The organism is Nocardia rhizosphaerihabitans (assembly GCF_014646295.1).
Classification (GTDB): Bacteria; Actinomycetota; Actinomycetes; order Mycobacteriales; family Mycobacteriaceae; genus Nocardia; species Nocardia rhizosphaerihabitans.
The window spans coordinates 20596-39939 of sequence record NZ_BMNE01000006.1 but is presented as its reverse complement, the minus strand read 5'-3'; the positions used below and the strand labels follow the sequence as shown (position 1 = coordinate 39939).

The window sequence follows — 19344 nt, the reverse complement described above, 5'->3', positions numbered from 1 at the left end:
ACCCGACGGTACGGCACCCGGCCGACGGCGCGGGCCGGATCGATCTCAGGCCTGCCCGAGCCGATGCTCGGTGATCTCCCCGCGCAGGCTGGTCCCGTTGAGGTCCAGGTAGAGCACACCCTCGGTGACCGAGAGGGTCGCGGTATTGCGGCGGTCGATCAGCGCGACGGCCGCATCGATGAAGGCACGGTCGACGCTGTAGAGCGGGATGTCCTCGGCCCGGTGAATCTTCTTGCCCGCGTATTGCGCCAGCACCTTCGCCGGATCGCGATGGGTGTAGATCGCGGCCCGACCGGCGAGCTTGCTGCCCCGGTGCACCCGGTCGGCATCGGGGGCGCCGACCTCGATCCAGGCGGTGACCCGGCCGGTGAGATCGCGGATCTGGACGGCGGGCTCGTCGGTGGCCGAGATGCCGCCTTCGCTGAAGACGATGCCCTCCTCGTACTGCAGGCAGTACGCGAGGATGCGGGTCAGCATGTACTCGAGTGTTTCGGAGGGGTGGCGGGCGACCCGCAGCTCGAGGTCCTCGTAGACGCCGCGGTCGACGTCGGCGAGTTGGACGGCGAAATGATGCAGAGTTGCGCTGAGTGCCATAAGAGCTCCGAGCCTACTGCCGCGCGCCCAGGCACCCCTGTCCGCACCGGTTGCGCCGACCGGTCGCGACCGCCAGCATCTCTGCATGCGAATCACTCATGTTTCAGCCCTCGCGGCGGCGTTCCTCGCGCTCGGCACGGCAACCGCTGTGGCAGAACCGAATCCGGCCGACACCCCGCGCCAGGCCATCGCCCGCGCCTACATCGACGCCCTGGTCTCCCACGACGCGAGCGCGGTGCCTTTCACCCCCGACGCCACCAGGGTCGAGGTCGGATTCCAGACCGGCTACTCCGGTCCGCAGCTGACCTCGGATCTGGCGAACGGGCTGCAGTATCGGGTGATCCAGGGCGTCCGCGACCTCACCATGTCCGAATCCGGTGACACCGTCACCACCCGCTATCTGCTCGACACCGGCATCGCGGGCGTGCGCCTGACCACCGTCGAGATCGTCGAGACCTTCGTCATCCCCGTCGACGCCATCCAGACCATCGAGGCCACCATCACGCCGGTCGCCTGAACCCGTTCGCTACTGGTCGGCGTCCTCGAGCAGGGCCCGAGGCGCGGCCAGCCGCCACGAGTCGGTGACGATCGCCTCCAGTTCCGCGCGATCGTCGAGGGCGGCGAGCCGGACCCGGACCCATGGGTTGCCCGCCTCGTGCGCGGCGATCCAGAACTTGTCCGGCTCGGCGACCACCAGCTCGTCGCGGTCGACGATCGGGCAGCGCACCGCCATCGAGGTCTCCTCCTCGGGCAGGGTCAAGAACAGCTTGCCCGCGACCTTGAAAATCGGCATGCCCCAGGCGAATTGCTCCACCGTCTCCGGTAGCGACAGGACAAACGCACGCACGTCCTCCCCAGTGACCTTCATGGCGCACATCCTGCCAGCCCGCCCCGACACGAATCCGGGTCAGGCCGTCGCCTACCGCTCGGCCAGCAGGGACTTCCAGCCGGTGCCGACCGGCCCTGCGAGAGGACGGACCACTGCCGGGATCCGCGTGACGTGGCCGCGGAAGGCGAGGGGTTCGGGAGTCTCCTCGACCTCGAACCAGGCCTTGGACGCCGGGCGGTCGAGCAGCACGATCACCGCCACCGACACCACGACCGCGGGGAGGGTGAGAACGCCGAACGCCCCGACCAGAACCACCAGCGCGGCCGCGTACCAGCCGAGGGCGTGCGCGTAGCGGGAGCGCACGGTGAACGCGAGGGTGGCCAGCGCGAGCAGCAGCGCCGCGGCCGCGGTGAGGTAGGCCGACCCCACGTACCGCAGCAGCACCGAGTCCGACGGCAGCAGCGCCGCCGCCGGAATCACCGCGACCGCGACACCGGTGCAGTAGATGGCCTGCCACACCGCCAGCTGCTGTGCCCGCCGCACTTCCCGCGGCCGCCCGTCGGGCGAATCCGAAGACAGTGCGGCAGTATCGAGTACCCCGAGACCGAACATCGAGCGACGACCTTTCCCGCGCGAGGTGAAACACGTTCTAGATAGCATCGTGCGTCGCGCATCGCCGTCCCGCGGCGGATTCGCCGAATTCAGCTCGAGACGGCCACCTTCGAGCTCGCCCTCGCACGCGCGGCGGTCACCCGGCGGCCGATGATGCCGTGCCGGGGCGCGAACAGGTAGACCAGCGTGAACGCGATGCCCTGGGTCACCACGACCATGCCGCCCGCGGCGGTGTCGAGGTGGTAGCTGATGTAGAGACCGGTCACCGCGCACACCACCGACACCGTCGGGGCGATGAGCAGCATTCGGCTGAAGCGATCGGTGAGCAGATAGGCCGTCGCACCCGGGATGATCAGCATGGCGACGACCAGCACCACGCCGACCGCCTGCAACGCCACCACCGACGTGAGCGCGAGCAGACCGAGCAACGCCGTCCCGAGGATTCGCGGACTCAGGCCGATGGCGTGGGCGTGGGTGGCGTCGAAGGCGTAGAGCGTGAAATCGCGGCGCTCGAGCACCAGGGCCGTCAGCACGATCGCGGCCAGGATCATGATCTGGACCATCTCGCCCTGGCTCACGCCGAGCAGATTGCCGAACACGATGTGGTTCAGATCGGTTTGACTCGGCGTCACCGACACCAGGACCAGGCCGAACGCGAACAGGGTCGTGAAGACGATGCCGATGGCGGCGTCCTCTTTGACCCGGCTGGTGTCGCGGACGACGCCGATCAGCGCGACCGCGAGGAATCCGAAGATCACCGCGCCGACCGCGAACGGCCAGCCGACGATGTAGGCCAGCACCACACCGGGCAGCACCGCGTGCGAGACCGCGTCGCCCATCAGCGACCAGCCGATCAGCACCAGCCAGCACGACAGCACCGCGCACACCACCGCCGCGGTGACGGTCGTCGCGAGCGCGCGCACCATGAACTCGTAGCGCAGCGGGTCGAGGAAGAATTCTTCGAGACTCATCGGTGTTTCCTCACTCGTCCAGCTCGAGCCCGAAGGCCTTGGCCAGGTTTTCCGGCCGCAACACCACATCCGGGTCGCCGTGTTCGAGCACCCGGCGGTTCAGCAGCACCGCTTCGTCGGCCAGCTGCGGGAGCGCGTGCAGATCGTGGGTGGAGACCAGGATGGTCGCGCCGTCGGCGGCGAGTTCGCGCAGCAGCGCGGTGATGGTCGCCTCCGACCGCTTGTCGACGCCGGCGAACGGCTCGTCGAGCAGCAGGATCGTTGCCTCCTGCGCGATGCCGCGCGCCACGAAGGTCCGCTTCTTCTGGCCACCGGAGAGCTGGCCGATCTGGCGATCGGCGAGTTCGGTGAGATCGACGCGGGCCAGCGCGTCGGCGACGGCGGCGCGATCGACCTTGCTCGCCCGCCGGGTGAAACCCATCTTCCCGTAACGGCCGGTCATCACGACATCGCGCACCGACAGCGGGAAGCTCCAGTCCACGTCTTCCGATTGCGGCACGTAACCGAGGCTGCCCGCCTTGCGCGCGGCGGCGGGCGGGTTGCCGTTGATGAGCACCCGGCCACGGTCGGGGGTGACCAGGCCCATGACGGTCTTGAACAGCGTCGACTTGCCCGAGCCGTTCATCCCGATCAGGCCGCAGACCCGGCCGGACTTCAGGGTCAGTTCGACATTGTCGAGCGCGAGCACGTCACCGTAGTGGACGGTGACGTCCTGGATCTCGACGACGGGCGCGGTGGTCATCTCGGGGCTCCGGCGAGGGCGGTGGCGATGATGTTCGCATCATGGCGGATCAGCTGCAGATAGGTCGGCACCGGGCCGTCCGCCTCCGAGAGCGAGTCGACGTAGAGGGTGCCGCCGTAGCGTGAGCCGGTGGCCTCGACCACGCGCTGCATCGGCGCGTCGGAGACGGTCGACTCGCAGAACACCGCGGGCACTCCGCGCTGGCGCACGAAGTCGATCGCCGAGCCGATCTGCTGCGGCGTGGCCTGCTGCTCGGCGTTGACCGGCCAGATGTACTTCTCGGTGAGACCCGTGTCGCGGGCGAGGTAGGAGAACGCGCCCTCGCAGGTCACCAGGGCCCGCTGATCGGTGGGCAGGGTGTTCACCGCGGCGACCAGGTCGTTGTGGACGGCGCCGAGCTGGGCCTTGTAGGCGGTGCCGTTGGCGCGGTAGGCCTCGGCGTGCTCGGGATCGAGGCCGGTGAACGCGCGGACCATGTTGTCGACATAGATCTGCGCGTTCACCGGCGACATCCAGGCATGCGGATTCGGCTTGCCCCGGTAGGCGTCCTCACCGATGTCCATCGGGGTGACACCCTCGCTGACCACGGCGTGCGGCACGTCGAGATCGGCGACGAACTGGGCGAACCAGGCTTCCAGGTTGAGCCCGTTGTCCAGGATCAGATCGGCCTTGGCCGCCTTCTTGATGTCGCCGGGCGTCGGCTCGTACCCATGGATCTCGGCGCCGACCTTGGTGATCGACTCGACCCGCAGATGCTCCCCCGCCACATTGCGCGCCATATCGGCGAGCACGGTGAAGGTGGTGAGCACGACCTTCTTGCCGTCGTCCTCGGCCGCGACACCACCGCACGCGGTGAGCGCGAACGCCATGACACTCAGCACACACGCCGCGACAACTCGCCGCCGCGACGATCCGGGCGACCGGTGAAACCCAACCTTCATTCCAGAATTATATTGTTAGGGCGACCAAACTTTCAAGTTCACCGACAGGAACAGACGCGGTGACGGTTCAGGATGCCCACGGCGGAACGAAAGTGGAGCCATCGGGCAGCTCGGCGGAGAAGCCGACACGGACCGTGACGAGCAGCACCGCGGGCGCCGCCGTCGCATTGGCGAGCGCGATCGTCGAACCAGCGGGCGCGACGGCCGCGTCACCCGGTGTCATCGGCGCCGACTCACCGTCGATCGTCATCGTCACCTCGCCCGAGAGCAGGACGAAGGCCTCCTCCCCCAGGATTCGGTGCGGCACGCCCACCGAATCGGGCGCGACCTCGGTCTGCCAGACGCAGAGTTCGGCACTGCCGGTGCCGGGGCGGATGAGCGAGGTGAACCTGGCGTTGTGGATCTCGTGCACCTGGGCGTTTTCGGAGTGGATGACCGGCATGTGCGCCTCCTGCATAAAGTCAATTTACTTGTCCATATAGTCAAGTAGATTGACCAATGTGTCAAGTGCCAGAATGACTGCCGTGCCCCAGAACCCCCCACCCGCAGGCGATCTACCCCTGCTGCTGCTGGCAGCGGCCGCCGAGGTGAGCCAGGCGATCAACGACGGGGTCACCGCGGCGGGCTTCACCGATATCCGCCCCGCCCACGGCTTCGCCTTCGTCCGGATGGCGCCCCACGGCGCGACCGTCGGCGAGATCGCCGAGCATCTGGGCGTCACCAAGCAGGCGGCCAGCCAGCTGGTCGACGAGCTGGTCACCAAGGGTTACGCCGACCGCAACCCCCATCCGCGCGATGCGCGGGCCCGGCTGATCACCCTCACCGAACGCGGCTGGGCCTGCACCAGGGCCGCCGATGCCGCGGCCGCCGAATTCGCCGCACGCTGGACCGACGCCCTCGGCGCGACGACGTTCAACCAGGTCAGAAATGCCATCGCCCGGGTCGTCACGCCGGGCCGGGTGCGCCCATCATGGTGATCTTTACTCTCCGATGACGGGTAACCGTTAATTCGAAGAACAGGATTTTCAAAAGAGTGCGCGTAGTGTCGCTGCGCGCGGCATACTCGGCTTCGAGCGGTGACGCGCCACCGCGGCATCCGGGCCACCGGTCCGGGAGCGCCTCGTCACGTCAGCCACCGTTTTTCTCGATCCCGGAGGATCGCCATGTCTCCCCTCGCCACGCTCGCCACGCCGGTCGACACCGTCACCCGGCACAAGTACGAGCGCCTGCAGTACACCGGCTCGGCCGGCGTCATCGCCTCGCTGGAAGACCCGCGCCTGGTCGGTCGCTGGCACACCGACTTCCCCGACTGGCACGGCGAGCACTGGGCATTCGAGGCAGGCACCGCCAGTCCCGGCAGGCTGCGCCCGATCAATGTCGCGGTGCGCCAGAGCTGATCAGGCCGCGCCCTCGGCGGCCGTGCGGTCGACGATGCGCGGGAACGGGCTCGACGCTTCCAGCTGGTAGGCCAGGTCGAGCAGGGTCCGTTCGTCGCCGCGGCGCCCGGCGAGCTGGATCGAGCCGGGCAGGCCGTGCGGCAGCAGGCCGTGCGGCAGCGACACCGCCGGTCCGCCGCCCACATTGTTGAGCGGCGTGAAACCCACGTAGTCGACCAGTTTCGTGAACAACGCGTCGAACGGCTGGCCCGGCGCCAGCTCGCCGATCCGCGGCGCCGGATGCGAGAGCACCGGGGTGAGCAGCACGTCGACCTCGGCGAAATGCTTGTCGTAGGTGGCGGTTCCCGACCGCAAGCGCCACGCGGCCGCTGCCGCACCGAGCGGATTGCGCGCGGCCAGCCCGATCAGGCCCTTGGTGAACGGGTCGAGCTTGCTCGGGTCGAAATGGTCGCGGTGGCCCAGCCGGAACGACAGCGTCATCGCCGCGGCCATCACCGCCCAGTACCGCTTGAAGTCCTCGATGAACCGCGGTTCCACGTCGAGGCGCATCGCGACGACCTCATGCCCGAGACCGGCGAGAATGGTTGCGGCCGAGGACAGCACGGCGGCATTGTCGGGGTGCACCGGACGGCCGAGCACATCCTCGGTGATCAGCCCGATCCGTAACCGCCGCGCGCTGGGTCCCTCGACCAGGCCGATCGGCGCCAGCTTCGGGTTCGCACCGAACTGCTCGACGGCGGCCAGATAGTGCGCGGTGTCGCGCACCGACCGGGTCAGCACGCCCTCGGTGACCAGGTGCACCGGCAGCTGGCGGGCCCCCGGCTGGTCGAGCAGCCGGTTGCGGGTCGGCTTGAGCCCGACCAGGCCGTTGGCCGCGGCCGGAATCCGGATCGAGCCGCCGCCGTCGTTGGCGTGCGCGATCGGCACCACGCCGGCCGCGACCAGCGCCGCCGAGCCACCCGAGGAAGCACCCGCCGAATATTCCGGATTCCACGGATTGCGGGTCGGCGCGCGATCGGTGAACTCGGTGCTGGCGGTGAGCCCGAACTCCGGCAGCGTCGACTTGCCGATCACGACCACGCCCGAATGCAGGAACTGCGCGCCCGGACCGCCGGTCGCGGTGGCGGGCCGCGGCGTGAACGCCGCCGAACCGTGGCAGCTGGGCAGCCCGGCGATATCGGTGTTGTCCTTGACGAACGCGGGCACACCGGCGAACACGCCCGCGGTCTCCGGCATGGTCGAGGCCCGGTCGAAGCAGCTCAGCTGCACCGCGTCCAGGCTCGGGTCGACCCGGCGGGTCCGCGCGACAGCGGCCGCGAGCACCTCGGCCCTGCTCACCTCCCCCGCACGCAGCGCCGCAGCGACGCCGACGGCGTCCAGCGTGCCGAGTGCGTCGTCGGTGAATCCATGGACCGGAGAGCTCATATCCGCAGCGTAATGCGATCGGACGGCTCTGTGCGGGGCTGCGCGGTTTCCTCGAGAAACCCTTAGAGTCCGGGCGGAGCGGACCTGGCCTTGATGTGGATTCGCTCGCCCTGCCCACCGAAGAGACTGAGCACTTCGACACTGCCGCGACCGGTGGACCCGAACCAGTGCGGGTGCAAGGTGTCGAACTCGGCGACCTCACCCGGTCCGAGGACGACGTCGTAGTCGCCCAGGACGAGACGCAATCGCCCACTGAGCACGTAGAGCCATTCGTAGCCTGCGTGCGTGCGCGGGAACGGCTCGGACTCGGTCTCGGGGATGATCAGCTTGTAGGCCTTCGGCTCGCCTTGCGTCTTCGACAGCGGCACGATGACGCGACCGCCTGCGTGCCGCGGTTTCTGCGGCAGCCGCGGGTCGAGGATGCGGGGCGCGGCCACGATCTCGTCGATCGGCACCGCCAGAGCCGCCGCGATCGGCAGCAGCAACTCCAAACTCGGCTTGCGCTGGCCGGATTCGAGCCGGGACAGGGTGCTCTTGGAGATGTCGGTGAGCCGGCTCAGGTCCGCGAGCGAGAGGTCTTTGCTCTCCCGGAGTCGCCGGACGCGGACACCGACCTGGCCGAGGGTCGCGTCGATGGCGGGATGGTTAGGCACCGGTCCAGTCAACGTGATCGTTCCAGTTTCGGCAACGATTCGTTGCCGTTCCGGGAGACGAAAAGCACGCTGCGAGTTATGAGTTCAACGTCGACATTGCCGCCGCGCAGCCGGGAACGCTTCCTCCCTGCCGGGGTATATCTGCTGGCTTTCAGCCTGTTCGCCATGGGGAGCGCGGAGTTCCTCCTCGCCGGGGTACTGCCCGCGGTGGCCGCCGATATCGAGGTCAGCCTGGCTGCCGTCGGCGGGCTGATCACCGCGTTCGCGATCGGTGTCGTCCTCGGCGGGCCGCCGTTCGCGGTGGTCAGCCTGCATTGGCCGCGGCGGACCGCACTGGTGGTGACCCAGTTGGTCTTCGCCGCGTCGATCGCGGTCGGGCTGCTGATCGGCAGTTACGGCGCGCTGCTGATCACCCGCTTCGTGGCGGGCCTGGCCTACGCGGGGTTCTTCGCGGTCGCGGCGGTGACGGCCGTCGGCCTGGTGCCCGGCGATCGCGCGGCCCGCGCGTCGGGCGTGGTGATCAGCGGACTCGGTCTGGCGATGATTCTCGGCGGGCCCGCCGGGACATTCATCGGTTACCGCACCGGGTGGCAGGGCGGCTTCTGGCTGGTGGTCGTTCTCACCGTCCTGGCCGCGGCCGCCGTCGCCGTGCTGATGCCCGCGACCTCGGCGGGCGAGGAACCCCGTCTCGACCGCGAGTTCGCCGCGCTGCGGCAGCCGCGGCTGTGGCTCGTCCTCGCCGCCACGCTGCTGAGCACGGCGGCCTACATGATCACGTTCAACTACCTCGCCGAACTGCTGACCACCGTCACCGGGATTCCCGATGCCTGGCTCGCGCCGATCCTGGTGCTGTTCGGTGTCGGCGCGTACATCGGCTTGGCGGTCGGTGGCCGGATCTCCGACCAGCGGCCGTACCTGGCGCTGGTCGCGGGGTCGGCCGGGATCGCACTGTGTTCGATGCTGATCGCGGTGTTCGCCGGACACGCGGTGGCCGTCGTCGCGCTGGTCCTGCTGCTCGGCATCGCCGGGTTCGTGCTCAACCCCGCGATCTACGGGCGCGTGTTCACCATCGCCGCGGGCGCACCCACCCTGGCAGGCGCGACCACGGTGTCGGCGTTCCAGCTGGGCATCGGTCTCGTTCCCGTCGTCGCCGGCGTCGCACTGAACGCCGGTGCGCCGATCACCGCGGTGCCGTGGATCGGCGCGGGCCTGGCGCTGGTGACCATCCCGGTCGTGCTGATCGAGCGCGCGTCCGCCGACAGCCCGACCGTCCCCGGGTAGGGACGGCCGGGCGAGGCGTCACTTCCCCTGGAACGGGGCGTTGATCGTGGTGAAGTACTGGATGGCCGCGCCGATCGCGACCGGCGCGGTCACCAGGATTTGACCCGCCACCGTCCCGAGCGCGCCGACGGCCAGGATGCCGCCGATGCACCCGACCGCGGCGGCGGGCAGGAACGGCCCGAACAACCCGACGATCGTGGCCGCGGCCACCGTGGCGCCCACGATGCCGCCGAGCACGCAGCCGACCGCCGCGCCGCCGAGGCCACCGACCAGGGTGCCGACCGCGGCACCGAGGGAGATGGTGCTGGTCATCCGCGACCATGCCGCCTGCTCACGGTCGTACTCCGACTTCCACGGCGCCTTGTCCTCGAACGGCAGCGCGACCGGCTTGTACACCGCCTTGTCCATCGACAGCTGTGGCGTGAGAGTGGCGGTGCGGCCGGTGATCTCGGCGGCGATGGGGAACTGGAAGTCGTCGACGGTGAAGGTGAGCGGGGTACCCGCCACCACGGTGCCGTCGCCGTCACGCACCTGCAGTGCCCCGTTCTCGACCACCAGCGAGCCCGCCTCGATCTCGATGATCGACGCGGTCTCGGTGGCGTGCGCGGTGAAGCCGATGGCCTGCTCCGCGGACTCCGCGTGCACCGTCCCCGCGGTCACCGTCATCGCCGCCAGCGAAACCATCGCGGGCACAACAATTTTCCTCATCAACATGCGGTTTTCCTCAATTGTCTCCAGTCGGGCGAGCGCTCGACTATCGGAATGGTAACGATAATGGTTATCATTAGCACCTTGCTCGAGGCTGGGAGGCTACGTGGGACATCTGCTGATGGTGGAGAGTTGGGTCGGCTCGATGAGCACCCTGCTCCCCGCGGGAATCAAGGACACCGGACACAGATTCAGCTTTCTGACCAGGGATCTCGGGCACTACCTCCGGGCCGGAACGCCCTCGCCACACCCACTGCTCGGCGCCGACAACGTGTTCACCGCGGAGACCAACGACGAGGCCGCGCTGCTGCCGTACGTGCGCGGACTGCACGAGGTCTTCGGCTTCGACGGCGTGCTCACCTCGTGCGACTACTACCTGCCGACGGTCGCCGCGATCGCCGCCGACCTCGGGCTGCCCGGCCCGGGCCGCGCCGCGGTGGCCGACGCCTGCGACAAGCACCGGACCAGGCAGATCTGCCAGGCCGCCGGTGTCGCGGGCCCCGACTTCACCGTCGCCGAGGACTGGGCCGAGATCGCCTGCACCGCAGCCGAACTCGGCTATCCACTGGTGGTGAAGCCGGTCGATCTGTGCGGCGGGATGTTCGTCCGCCGGGTCGAGAACGAGGCCGAACTGCGCACCGCGGTGGACCGGATCGCCGGATTCCCGGTGAACGCGCGCGGACAGCGCCGCTCCCCCAGGGTCCTGCTCGAAGAGTGCGTGGACGGACCGGAATTCAGCGTGGAGACGGTGACCGTGGGCGGACACACGACGGTGATCGGCGTGACCGACAAGCAACTCACCGGCACGCCCTCGTTCATCGAGTCCGGCCACATGTTCCCCGCCGCGCTGTCGGGCGCCGACACCGACGCCGTAGTCGAACTCGCTTTGGCGGCCGTCGCCGCCCTGCGCCTGGACGCGACCGTCGCGCACACCGAGATCAAACTGGGCCCGCGTGGCCCGCGGCTGATCGAGGTGAATCCCCGGCCCGCCGGGAACCGGATCACCGAACTCGTCCGGCGTGTCACCGGAATCGATTTGGCCGCGACGTATGCCGAGGTCGCCGCGGGCGGCACACCGGATCTGACGCCACGCCCAACCGGCATCGAGAGCGCGGCCGTCGCCTTCGCGGTGCCCGCCGTGACCGGTGTGCTCACCGCCGTCGACGGCGCCACGCACTGGCCCGACGACGCCCGGATCGTGGAGTACACCCTGCCGGCCCCGGGCACGCAGGTCCGTCCGGCGACCGACAACAACAGCTATCTCGGCCATGTCATGGTCGCCGACGAGACACCCGGCGCCGCGGGCGATCTGGCACAGAAGCTGATCGCCGACCTGCGCTTCGAACTCGCCGCGCCCGGCGGTGTGGCATGACCGTCTCCGCCTGTCCCACCTCGGTCGCCGAGCTCACCGAGTGGGCGCGATCGGGTCGGCTCGGACCGGACGCGGCGTCCCTGCGCGCCTCGACCGCCTTCCGCACCACCTACGGCACCCGGCACGCGGGCCGGAACCGGAACTACCGCAACGAGATACTCAGCATTCGGCTCGGCGCGGCCGTCGGTTCGTGTGGACTCGAACCGGGAACGGCCACCGGCGATCTCGTCGACGACTGCGTCGCCGCCTCGATCGCCGACCTGCTCGACCATCCGCGTTCCGAGGTCAGGATCGCCGCGCTGGACGCCTACCTGATGCACGTCCGGCCGCATCCGTACGCGGGCGGGGCGACGGGTGAGCCGGTGGTGATCGAGGGGACGACCTCGTTGGCGAAATCGCGCCGCCGAGCCACCACTGTGGTCGACCTGCTGCCCGCGAGGGTCGGCACCGTGCTGGTCGTCGGGGTGGTCGGCTCGCTGCTCGCCGAACTGCGCGCACGCGAGATCGATTACCTGCCGTGTGACCTCGCCGGTGGCGTCACCGAGTGGGGCGAGCACGTGTACGAGTCCGTCGCGGCGGCACCCGGCGGCTACGACGCGCTGCTGGTCACCGGGATGACCTTGGGCAACGGCAGTTTCGACGAACTGCGTGCCGTCGCCACCGAGCGCGATGCCCCCTTGGTCCTGTTCGCCCAGACCGGCAGCGCGATCCTGCCGTGGTTCCTCGGCGCGGGCGTGCACGCGGTCTCGGCCGAGCCCTACCCGTTCTTCTCCCTCGACGGTGGTCCCAGCACCATCGTCGCCTACCGAGAGCTGTCATGACCACACCGCAACCCGCCCTTCTGCAGTTGATCGGCGGGACCCCTTCGGTACCGATTCACACCGGAAAAGGCTGGTACACAGCCAAACTCGAAGCAGCGAGCATCGCGGGAATGAAATCGCGCGCCGCCGTGTCGATGCTGCGCGCGGCGGCGGACCGAGGCGAGCTCGCACCGGGCGCGACGATCATCGAATCCACCAGCGGCACCCTCGGATTGGGGTTGGCGCTGGCAGGCAAGGCACTCGGACATCCCGTGCAGCTCGTGGTCGACGACGAGCTGGAACCCGACCTGCGCTCGTTGTTCTCGGCGTTCGGGGTCGCGCTGGACGTGGTCACCGCACCGCATCCCACCGGCGGCTGGCAGCGGGCAAGACTGGATCGGCTCGCCGAACTGCTCGCCGCGACACCGGGCGCGTACTGGCCCGACCAGTACGACAACCCCGACAACGCGAGCGGCTATCGCGCGATGGGCGAGGAGATCCTCGACCAGGTCGACGCCGTCGACGTGCTGGTCGCCTCGATCGGATCCGGCGGGCACTGCGCCGGACTGACCCGGGTGCTGCGCACTCGCTGGCCCCGGCTGCGGGTGATCGGCGTCGACGCGGTCGGTTCGCGCATCTTCGGCCAGCCCGATCGGCGCAGGCTCATGCGTGGTCTCGGCAGCAGCATCCTGCCCCGCAATGTGGCCTACGCCGATTTCGACGAGGTGCACTGGGTCGGGGCTACCGAGGCGGTCGCGTCGTGCAGGCGGCTCGCGGCCTCGACCGGGATCGCGGGCGGCTGGAGCACGGGCGCCGCCGCGCTGGTCGCGGCGTGGGTCGCCGACCGTGAACCCGAAGCGCGGGTACTCACCGTGTTCCCCGACGGACCGCACCGCTACCTGCGCACCATCTACGACGACGAGTGGTGCCGTGCCAACGGCCTGTTCGGCGCGCAGACCACCGAACCGACCGAACTCGACGCCCCTGCGGTGGCCGAGGTGACCGGCTGGGGCCGATGTTCGGTCGTGCGCGACCCGGCCGCGGAGGTGACGGCGTGACCCGAATCGCCCGGCCGACCCACCGTGGCACCGGACCGGGGGCACCGCGCGCAGACGTCGCCGGGGCCGTCGGATGAACGGCATCGCCACCTTCCGCACCATGCCGGGCGCGGTGCGGCTGCTGCTGGTGAATCACCTTGTCGGCCATGTCGGTTTCTACCTGCTGGTGCCGTTCCTGGCCGAATATCTGCTCGACGACCTCGCGCTGTCGGCGGCTGTCGTCGGTGTGGTGCTCGGGGTGCGCAATCTCAGCCAGCAGGGTCTGTTCCTGGTCGGCGGCTCGGCGGCGGACCGGCTCGGCGCCCGTGGCGTGATCATGACCGGGCTGGCCGTCAGAGCGCTCGGCTTCGCGCTGTTCGCCGTCGGCGGGTCGCTGCCGGTCGTGCTGGCGGCGTCGGTGCTCACGGGCTTCGCCGGGGCACTGTTCAATCCGGCGGTCCGCGCGCTCATCGCCCGCGACAGCGGTGCCCGGTCGGCGCAAGCGTTCGCGCTGTTCAACGTGTTCGGCAATGCGGGCTCCGCGATCGGGCCGGTGGTCGGCACGGTGTTGATCGCGGCCGGTTTCCGGATCTCCGCGCTGGTCGCGGCGGCGATCTTCGCGGTGCTCGCGGTGGTGCAGTGGCTGCTGCTGCCCGCCCGTCCGGTGCCTCGGCACGACGGTGGCGTCGGCGCCGACTTCGCGACGGTGTTCACGGATCGACGGTTCTGGGCGTTCACCCTCGCCCTGATGCCGATGTTCGCGCTGATGAGCCAGATCTATTTCCTGTTCACGCTGCAGGCGCAGGACAGTGCGGGGCCGGGGCACGGTCCCGCCGCGGTGGCCGCGCTGTTCGTGGTGGAGACGATCGCGGTGGTGGCGCTGCAGGTACGGGTCACCTCGGTGCTGGCTCGCAGGCCGCAGCGCGGGCCCGCGATGGCGCTCGGGATGGCGATCATGGGCGTCTCGTTCCTGCTGCCACCCGCCGCGGCGGGTCTCGTCGCGAAGTCGGGAGACGGCCTGGCGGGCACCGCGTTCCGGGTCGCGCCCGTAGTCGCGGCGGCGGTGCTGCTCGCCATCGGGGTCACCGCGGTACAGCCGTTCGTCAACGAGGCGATCGGCCGCTTCGCCGGGCGTCGACTGACCGGGACCTACTTCGGCGCGTTCTATCTGGCGTCGGGGGTGTTCACGGTCGCCGCCACATCGGTCACGGGCGCGGTGCTCGACCGGTCCGGCGGGCCGCTGACCTGGCCTCCCGCTCTGCTCTGCGCCGCCGCGGGACTGCTGTCGGCGGTCGCACTCCTGGAACTGCACCGGCGGCATCTGCTACCCGGACCCGACACGGTCACCGCTGACCTCGTGCCCGGCGGCACCGGCACAGATGATCATTCCCCGACTCCCGCGGCGACAACGCACGGCACCCTCGGCGCAGCGGCGATTCGGCGCACTGTGGCGAAAAGCGGTGAGACCGATGGCAACTGACTTCACCGCGTCCGGAATCGGTGTCGGCCGCGCCTACGGCAGCTGTGGGGAGCTGCTCCAGGGCGTGACCGCGCGCGATCGGCACTTCCTGGTCACTCTGCCCATCCGGCGTGGCTCCGTTGCCGTCTTCGAACCCGGTGGCGACGGCGTCACCGTTGTCCCACGACAGAAGTCGAAGGCGCGCCGACTGGCGAGCGCGATGGTCGCTCGCTCCCGCGTGCTGCGCGGTGGACGGCTGACGCTGCACAGTGAACTGCCCGAAGGCAAGGGACTGGCCAGTTCCACCGCCGATCTCGTCGCCACCGCCCGCGCGGTCGCCGATGCCGAGGGACGCACCGTACCGGTCGGCGAACTCGAGGACGACCTGCGCGCCATCGAACCGTCCGACGGTGTCATGTATCCGGGCACTGTCGCCTACTTCCACCGTGAGGTCCGGTTGTTCGCCCGGCTCGGCACCCTGCCCGCGCTGACGATCGTCGCCGGCGACGAGGGCGGCACGGTCGACACCGTCGAATTCAACCGCGCAGGCAGGAGTTTCAGCCCGGCGGACAAGCGCGAATACGACCGGCTGCTGGGCGAGCTCGGTGTCGCGGTCGCGCGCGGTGACGTCGCCGGGATCGGGGCGGTCGCCACCCGCAGCGCGGTCCTGAGCGCCGCGCTGCGTGACCGCCCGCATCTGGACGCGACGATCCGCGCGGCGCGGGCGATCGGGGCGGTCGGAGTCGTCGTCGCACACAGCGGCACGACCACCGGCGTCCTGCTGGCCGACGGCAATCCGCGAATTCGCGAACAAGTCGTTGCCGCGCAACAGATCTGCGACACCTTCGCCTGCTCGGTCACGGTGCACCACTCCTGGCGGCCCGGTGTCGACGCCGAGCAGCTCGTCCACACCGGCGACCGAACCCACCTGTCGCCCAGCCCCCGAGCGGAGAGCACTCCACGATGATCACCGTCGACCAGATCGGCTTCGCTTACGACGGCCGAATCACCCTCGACAACATCACCTTTCGAGCCGAGCCCGGCAGCACGGTCGGACTGATCGGCCCCAACGGCTCGGGCAAGTCCACGCTGCTGCGGCTGATGTATCGCGCCCTGCGTCCGGCGGGCGGGTCCGTCGTCATCGATCAGACCCCGGTGGACCAGTTGCGCGGGCGAGAGCTCGCGGGCAGGCTCGCCGTCGTCGCCCAGGAAGCCTCACCGGATACGCCGGTCACCGTGGCCGAGACGGTGCTGCTCGGCAGGTCACCGTGGGTCGGTGCGTTCCAGGGATATTCGCGGGCCGACCGGATCGCCGCCGCGGCCGCGCTCGAACACGTCGGGGCGCGAGCACTGGCCGAGCGCCGTTTCGCGACCCTCTCCGGCGGCGAACGCCAGCGCGTCCTCATCGCCAGAGCACTGGCCCAGCAGGCCGACCATCTTCTCCTCGACGAACCGACCAATCATCTCGACATCCGCTACCAGCACGAACTGCTCAGCCTCGTCCAGGGCCTCACCGCGACCACCACCATCGTGGTCCTGCACGAGCTGAACCTGGCCGCCCGCTACTGCGACCGGCTCGTCCTGCTGGACGGTGGCCGGGTCGCCGCCGCTGGCACGGTCGCCGAGGTACTGACACCGGAAATCCTCGAACCCGTCTACGGCATACCCGTCCGGCGGACAACAGCTTTCGGCGCGGTCCAGCTCCTCTTCGGCCCGGCAGCCGAGCATTCAGCGGATGCGCAGCTACCCGAAGCCGCCGACCACGACGTCCCGAGGGCCGGCTCGCCGTCGCCCGACACGCGAGAGGCGGCCGCGCGATGACCGCGACCCTGACGACAGAACCGACCGTCGACGATCTCGACCATGCCCGGCACCGGGGCCGAGCGCTGCTGCTTGCCGGTGGACTCGGTGTCGCGCTCGTTGTCACGCTGCTGGTGGCCGCCGGGCTCGGGCCGGTCGCCGTGCCGCCGGGCACCGTCGCGCGGATCATCGGGCATCACACGATCGGGCACCCGGTGACCGCCGACTGGACCGCCGCGCAGGATTCCATCGTCTGGCTGGTGCGGGTGCCACGGGTGCTGCTCGGGGCGCTCGTCGGTGCGGCGCTGGCGATCACCGGCGCGGTGCTGCAAACCGTGGTGCGCAATGTGCTCGCCGACCCGCACATCCTCGGCGTCACCTCCGGCGCCTCGACCGGCGCCGCGGTGTACCTGCTGTTCGGCATCACCGCGGCGACCACCGCGACAGCCCTGGCCGCGAGCGCCTTCGCCGGCGCACTGGCCGCCACCGCGCTGCTGTTCGTCATCGCGCGGATCAACGGGCAGCTCACCTCACTGCGGCTGCTGCTCGGCGGGGTCACCATCGGCTACATCTTCTCCGCGGCCACCAGTTTCCTGATCTTCGCCTCCGATCGGCCCGAAGGTGCGCGGACCGTGCTGTTCTGGCTGCTCGGTTCGCTCGCGCCCGCGGCCTGGTCGTCGGTCGCGACGACGGTGGCGGTCGTCGCGACGTCGACCGTCGCGGTCCTGCTGATGGCTCCGCGACTGGACGCGCTCGCCGCCGGCGACGACACCGCGCGCACGCTCGGCGTCGCCCCGAACCGGATTCGATTGTGGGCCTTGCTGATCGTGGCCCTGGCCGTCGGCGCGGTGGTGGCCGTGGCCGGAGCGATCGGCTTCGTCGGGCTGATCGTGCCGCACGTCGCCCGGCTCTGCGGGGGCGGCACGCACCGGCAGCTGGTGGTGGTCAGCGGACTGCTCGGTGCGCTGTTCCTCGTCGTCGCCGATGTGGCGGCGCGCACCGTGTTCGCGCCGCGCGAACTGCCCATCGGCATCGTCACCGCGGCCGTCGGCGCGCCACTGCTGCTCGTGCTGATCCGCCGCTTCCACACCGCCGCCTCCTGAGTTCCTCGCTCCACGAAAGGAATACCGATCACCGTGTTCACAGGTGTCATCCCGTCGCGCCGCGCGACACTGCCCGTTCTCGCACTGTTCACCAGCGCCGTCGTCGCCGGATGCGGCACATCCGCACCGGCCACCGGGCCCGCCGCCGAAGGCTTCCCGATGTCGATTTCCAGCTGCGGCCGCGAGGTCACGTTCGACGCTCCGCCGCAGCGCGTCGTCACGGTCGGCTCCATCGCCGCACCGCTGATCGCCGCCGCGGGCGCGGGCGATCGCATCGTCACCCGCACGTTCGAAGCCGCGTCGTTCCCCGGCGAATACGGCGAGGAACTACAGAACATCGAAATCACCGCGCCCACGGCGGAACTCGCGCGCGAGGAGATCATCAACCGGTCCCCCGACCTGGTGGTGAGCGTCGAAGGCCTCTCGGTGACACCCGACGACCTCGCCCAGGTGAACATTCCGCTGATCGTCACCCGCGGCTACTGCCGGGACGCGGCGGGCACCTTCGAGGACGTCTTCGCCGACATCGCGCTCTACGGCAAACTGTTCGGCACCGCGAGCGCCGCCGACGCCGAGGTCGCCGCGCTGCAGCGACGCGTCGACGCCGTCACCTCGCGGCATCCCGTCGGCGCGACCCGCACCCCGGCCGCGGCGCTGATCCTGTCCCGCGACGGCGCCCAGCTCAAGGCCTACGGTGCGAAGAGCACCGTCGATTCACAGATGAAGATCCTGGGCTTGGACAACATCTACGGCGGGATCGACAAGCGCAACTTCGAGGCCAATACCGAGACCCTCATCGCCCGCGATCCCGAGGTGATCATCCTGCTCACCCAGGGCGACCAGACGCCCGATTCGGTCCGCACCGCGCTGCGCCAGCGACCCGAACTGGCCGGGCTACGCGCGATCCGCGACAACCGGATGATCGTGGCGCCCTTCGGTTACACCGGTCCCGGACCGGTCGCCGTCGAGGGACTGGAAGTGCTCGACCGCGAACTGGCGAGCCTGCGATGACCACCGCGACCACCACCGGCTACCTCGTCCGGCCCGCCGAACCCGCCGACCTGCCGGGCGCTCGCAGCGTCATGCTCGACACCTTCTACCAGGTGTTCGGCATCGGGTACCTGCCCGAATACCACCAGGACGTGATCGACCCCGCCACCATGTACCTGGCGCATCCGCGCAACCGGCTCTGGGTCGCAGAGCACGACGGCGTCATCGTCGGGACAGCGGCGATCCGGGCGCAGGGACCAGCGCACCCACCGCACCCTGCCGAACTCGCGCGCCGGTATCCCGACGCCACCACCGCGCAGCTGTTCCGGGTGTACGTGCGGCCCGAACACCACCGGCGCGGCCTGGCCACCCGGCTGGTCGAGGCCGCCGTCGCCCATGTGCGCGCCACGCCGACGTTCGAGCGGCTGTACCTGCACACCGACGCCCGGACACCCGGCGCGCTGGAATTCTGGCTCACCTTCGGCCGGGTCGTGCACGACGCGCGCGGCCCGCACGACGGATTCCAGACGGTGCATCTGGAGATTCCCCTGGACCGCTGACAGGGGCCGCTGGCGCGGCGGCGGGACACACGGCACTATCGAGGCCGTGGAACGATTGCGAATCGGACAA

The 19344-nt window shown here is 69.9% G+C and carries 23 protein-coding genes; 13 read left to right on the top strand and 10 right to left on the bottom strand.

Annotated elements, in window-relative coordinates; genetic code table 11:
- Positions 1-45: 45 nt before the first annotated feature.
- Positions 46-594: a YaeQ family protein gene (locus IEY60_RS24385; RefSeq protein WP_189032664.1), complete on the bottom strand. Its 549-nt coding sequence runs from the start codon at positions 592-594 to the stop codon at positions 46-48.
- Positions 595-679: 85 nt separating this feature from the next.
- Here IEY60_RS24385 and IEY60_RS24380 point away from each other — a divergent pair, with 85 nt between their 5' ends.
- Complete coding sequence (locus tag IEY60_RS24380) at positions 680-1111, top strand: DUF8021 domain-containing protein (protein ID WP_189032662.1); 432 nt, start codon at positions 680-682, stop codon at positions 1109-1111.
- Between the two features lie 9 nt (positions 1112-1120).
- On the opposite strand, the gene IEY60_RS24375 is transcribed toward IEY60_RS24380, so the two are convergent.
- From IEY60_RS24375 to IEY60_RS24350, 6 genes are all read right to left on the bottom strand, one after another.
- Positions 1121-1462: an MmcQ/YjbR family DNA-binding protein gene (locus IEY60_RS24375; protein WP_189032660.1), complete on the bottom strand. Its 342-nt coding sequence runs from the start codon at positions 1460-1462 to the stop codon at positions 1121-1123.
- Positions 1463-1513: 51 nt separating this feature from the next.
- The gene (locus IEY60_RS24370) at positions 1514-2035 is read right to left on the bottom strand and encodes a hypothetical protein (RefSeq protein WP_189032657.1); all 522 of its coding nucleotides are present in this window, start codon (positions 2033-2035) and stop codon (positions 1514-1516) included.
- 89 nt (positions 2036-2124) lie between these two features.
- The gene (locus IEY60_RS24365; RefSeq protein ID WP_189032655.1) at positions 2125-3006 is read right to left on the bottom strand and encodes a metal ABC transporter permease; all 882 of its coding nucleotides are present in this window, start codon (positions 3004-3006) and stop codon (positions 2125-2127) included.
- A 10-nt stretch (positions 3007-3016) separates the two neighbouring features.
- On the bottom strand, positions 3017-3748 hold the full coding sequence (locus tag IEY60_RS24360) for a metal ABC transporter ATP-binding protein (protein ID WP_189032653.1): 732 nt from the start codon (positions 3746-3748) through the stop codon (positions 3017-3019).
- Positions 3745-4689, bottom strand: a complete 945-nt coding sequence (locus IEY60_RS24355) for a metal ABC transporter substrate-binding protein (protein WP_189032651.1) — start codon at positions 4687-4689, stop codon at positions 3745-3747. The genes IEY60_RS24360 and IEY60_RS24355 overlap by 4 nt, the downstream gene beginning before the upstream one ends.
- 67 nt (positions 4690-4756) lie before the next feature.
- Entirely contained in the window at positions 4757-5146 is a 390-nt protein-coding gene (locus tag IEY60_RS24350; RefSeq protein WP_229740087.1) for a cupin domain-containing protein, read from the bottom strand.
- Between the two features lie 58 nt (positions 5147-5204).
- Here IEY60_RS24350 and IEY60_RS24345 point away from each other — a divergent pair, with 58 nt between their 5' ends.
- Together IEY60_RS24345 and IEY60_RS24340 are read left to right on the top strand one after the other, a co-directional pair.
- Positions 5205-5666: a MarR family winged helix-turn-helix transcriptional regulator gene (locus IEY60_RS24345; protein WP_189032649.1), complete on the top strand. Its 462-nt coding sequence runs from the start codon at positions 5205-5207 to the stop codon at positions 5664-5666.
- Positions 5667-5852: 186 nt separating this feature from the next.
- Complete coding sequence (locus IEY60_RS24340) at positions 5853-6086, top strand: hypothetical protein (RefSeq protein ID WP_189032647.1); 234 nt, start codon at positions 5853-5855, stop codon at positions 6084-6086.
- Here IEY60_RS24340 and IEY60_RS24335 read toward each other — a convergent pair whose 3' ends face one another.
- Together IEY60_RS24335 and IEY60_RS24330 are read right to left on the bottom strand one after the other, a co-directional pair.
- Entirely contained in the window at positions 6087-7511 is a 1425-nt protein-coding gene (locus IEY60_RS24335; RefSeq protein ID WP_189032645.1) for an amidase, read from the bottom strand. It abuts the gene before it with no gap.
- A gap of 62 nt (positions 7512-7573) precedes the next feature.
- Positions 7574-8164: a helix-turn-helix domain-containing protein gene (locus IEY60_RS24330; RefSeq protein ID WP_189032643.1), complete on the bottom strand. Its 591-nt coding sequence runs from the start codon at positions 8162-8164 to the stop codon at positions 7574-7576.
- 78 nt (positions 8165-8242) lie between these two features.
- On the opposite strand from IEY60_RS24330, the gene IEY60_RS24325 reads away from it, so the two are divergent.
- Positions 8243-9445, top strand: coding sequence for an MFS transporter (locus IEY60_RS24325; RefSeq protein ID WP_189032640.1), 1203 nt, complete (start codon positions 8243-8245; stop codon positions 9443-9445).
- An 18-nt stretch (positions 9446-9463) separates the two neighbouring features.
- On the opposite strand, the gene IEY60_RS24320 is transcribed toward IEY60_RS24325, so the two are convergent.
- Positions 9464-10159: a DUF8020 domain-containing protein gene (locus tag IEY60_RS24320; protein WP_189032638.1), complete on the bottom strand. Its 696-nt coding sequence runs from the start codon at positions 10157-10159 to the stop codon at positions 9464-9466.
- A gap of 100 nt (positions 10160-10259) precedes the next feature.
- Here IEY60_RS24320 and IEY60_RS24315 point away from each other — a divergent pair, with 100 nt between their 5' ends.
- The 9 genes from IEY60_RS24315 to IEY60_RS24275 all read left to right on the top strand — a co-directional run bounded on the left by IEY60_RS24315 (position 10260) and on the right by IEY60_RS24275 (position 19274).
- The gene (locus IEY60_RS24315; protein WP_189032636.1) at positions 10260-11525 is read left to right on the top strand and encodes an ATP-grasp domain-containing protein; all 1266 of its coding nucleotides are present in this window, start codon (positions 10260-10262) and stop codon (positions 11523-11525) included.
- Entirely contained in the window at positions 11522-12346 is an 825-nt protein-coding gene (locus tag IEY60_RS24310) for a hypothetical protein (RefSeq protein WP_189032634.1), read from the top strand. Before IEY60_RS24315 ends, IEY60_RS24310 begins: the two co-directional genes overlap by 4 nt.
- Positions 12343-13383: a PLP-dependent cysteine synthase family protein gene (locus tag IEY60_RS24305; protein ID WP_189032631.1), complete on the top strand. Its 1041-nt coding sequence runs from the start codon at positions 12343-12345 to the stop codon at positions 13381-13383. Before IEY60_RS24310 ends, IEY60_RS24305 begins: the two co-directional genes overlap by 4 nt.
- 73 nt (positions 13384-13456) lie before the next feature.
- Positions 13457-14842 carry an MFS transporter gene (locus IEY60_RS24300; RefSeq protein WP_189032629.1) on the top strand — a complete coding sequence of 462 codons (1386 nt, stop codon included), beginning with the start codon at positions 13457-13459 and terminating at the stop codon, positions 14840-14842.
- Positions 14832-15788: a GHMP family kinase ATP-binding protein gene (locus IEY60_RS24295; RefSeq protein WP_189032627.1), complete on the top strand. Its 957-nt coding sequence runs from the start codon at positions 14832-14834 to the stop codon at positions 15786-15788. The genes IEY60_RS24300 and IEY60_RS24295 overlap by 11 nt, the downstream gene beginning before the upstream one ends.
- A complete protein-coding gene (locus IEY60_RS24290) occupies positions 15785-16642 on the top strand; it encodes an ABC transporter ATP-binding protein (protein WP_229740086.1) in 858 nt (285 codons plus the stop codon). The genes IEY60_RS24295 and IEY60_RS24290 overlap by 4 nt, the downstream gene beginning before the upstream one ends.
- Positions 16639-17724 (top strand): FecCD family ABC transporter permease, encoded by a 1086-nt coding sequence (locus IEY60_RS24285; RefSeq protein WP_189032625.1) that lies wholly within the window; start codon positions 16639-16641, stop codon positions 17722-17724. Before IEY60_RS24290 ends, IEY60_RS24285 begins: the two co-directional genes overlap by 4 nt.
- Before the next feature lie 33 nt (positions 17725-17757).
- Entirely contained in the window at positions 17758-18735 is a 978-nt protein-coding gene (locus IEY60_RS24280) for an ABC transporter substrate-binding protein (RefSeq protein ID WP_189032623.1), read from the top strand.
- Positions 18732-19274, top strand: a complete 543-nt coding sequence (locus tag IEY60_RS24275) for a GNAT family N-acetyltransferase (RefSeq protein ID WP_189032621.1) — start codon at positions 18732-18734, stop codon at positions 19272-19274. The genes IEY60_RS24280 and IEY60_RS24275 overlap by 4 nt, the downstream gene beginning before the upstream one ends.
- Positions 19275-19344 lie beyond the last annotated feature (70 nt).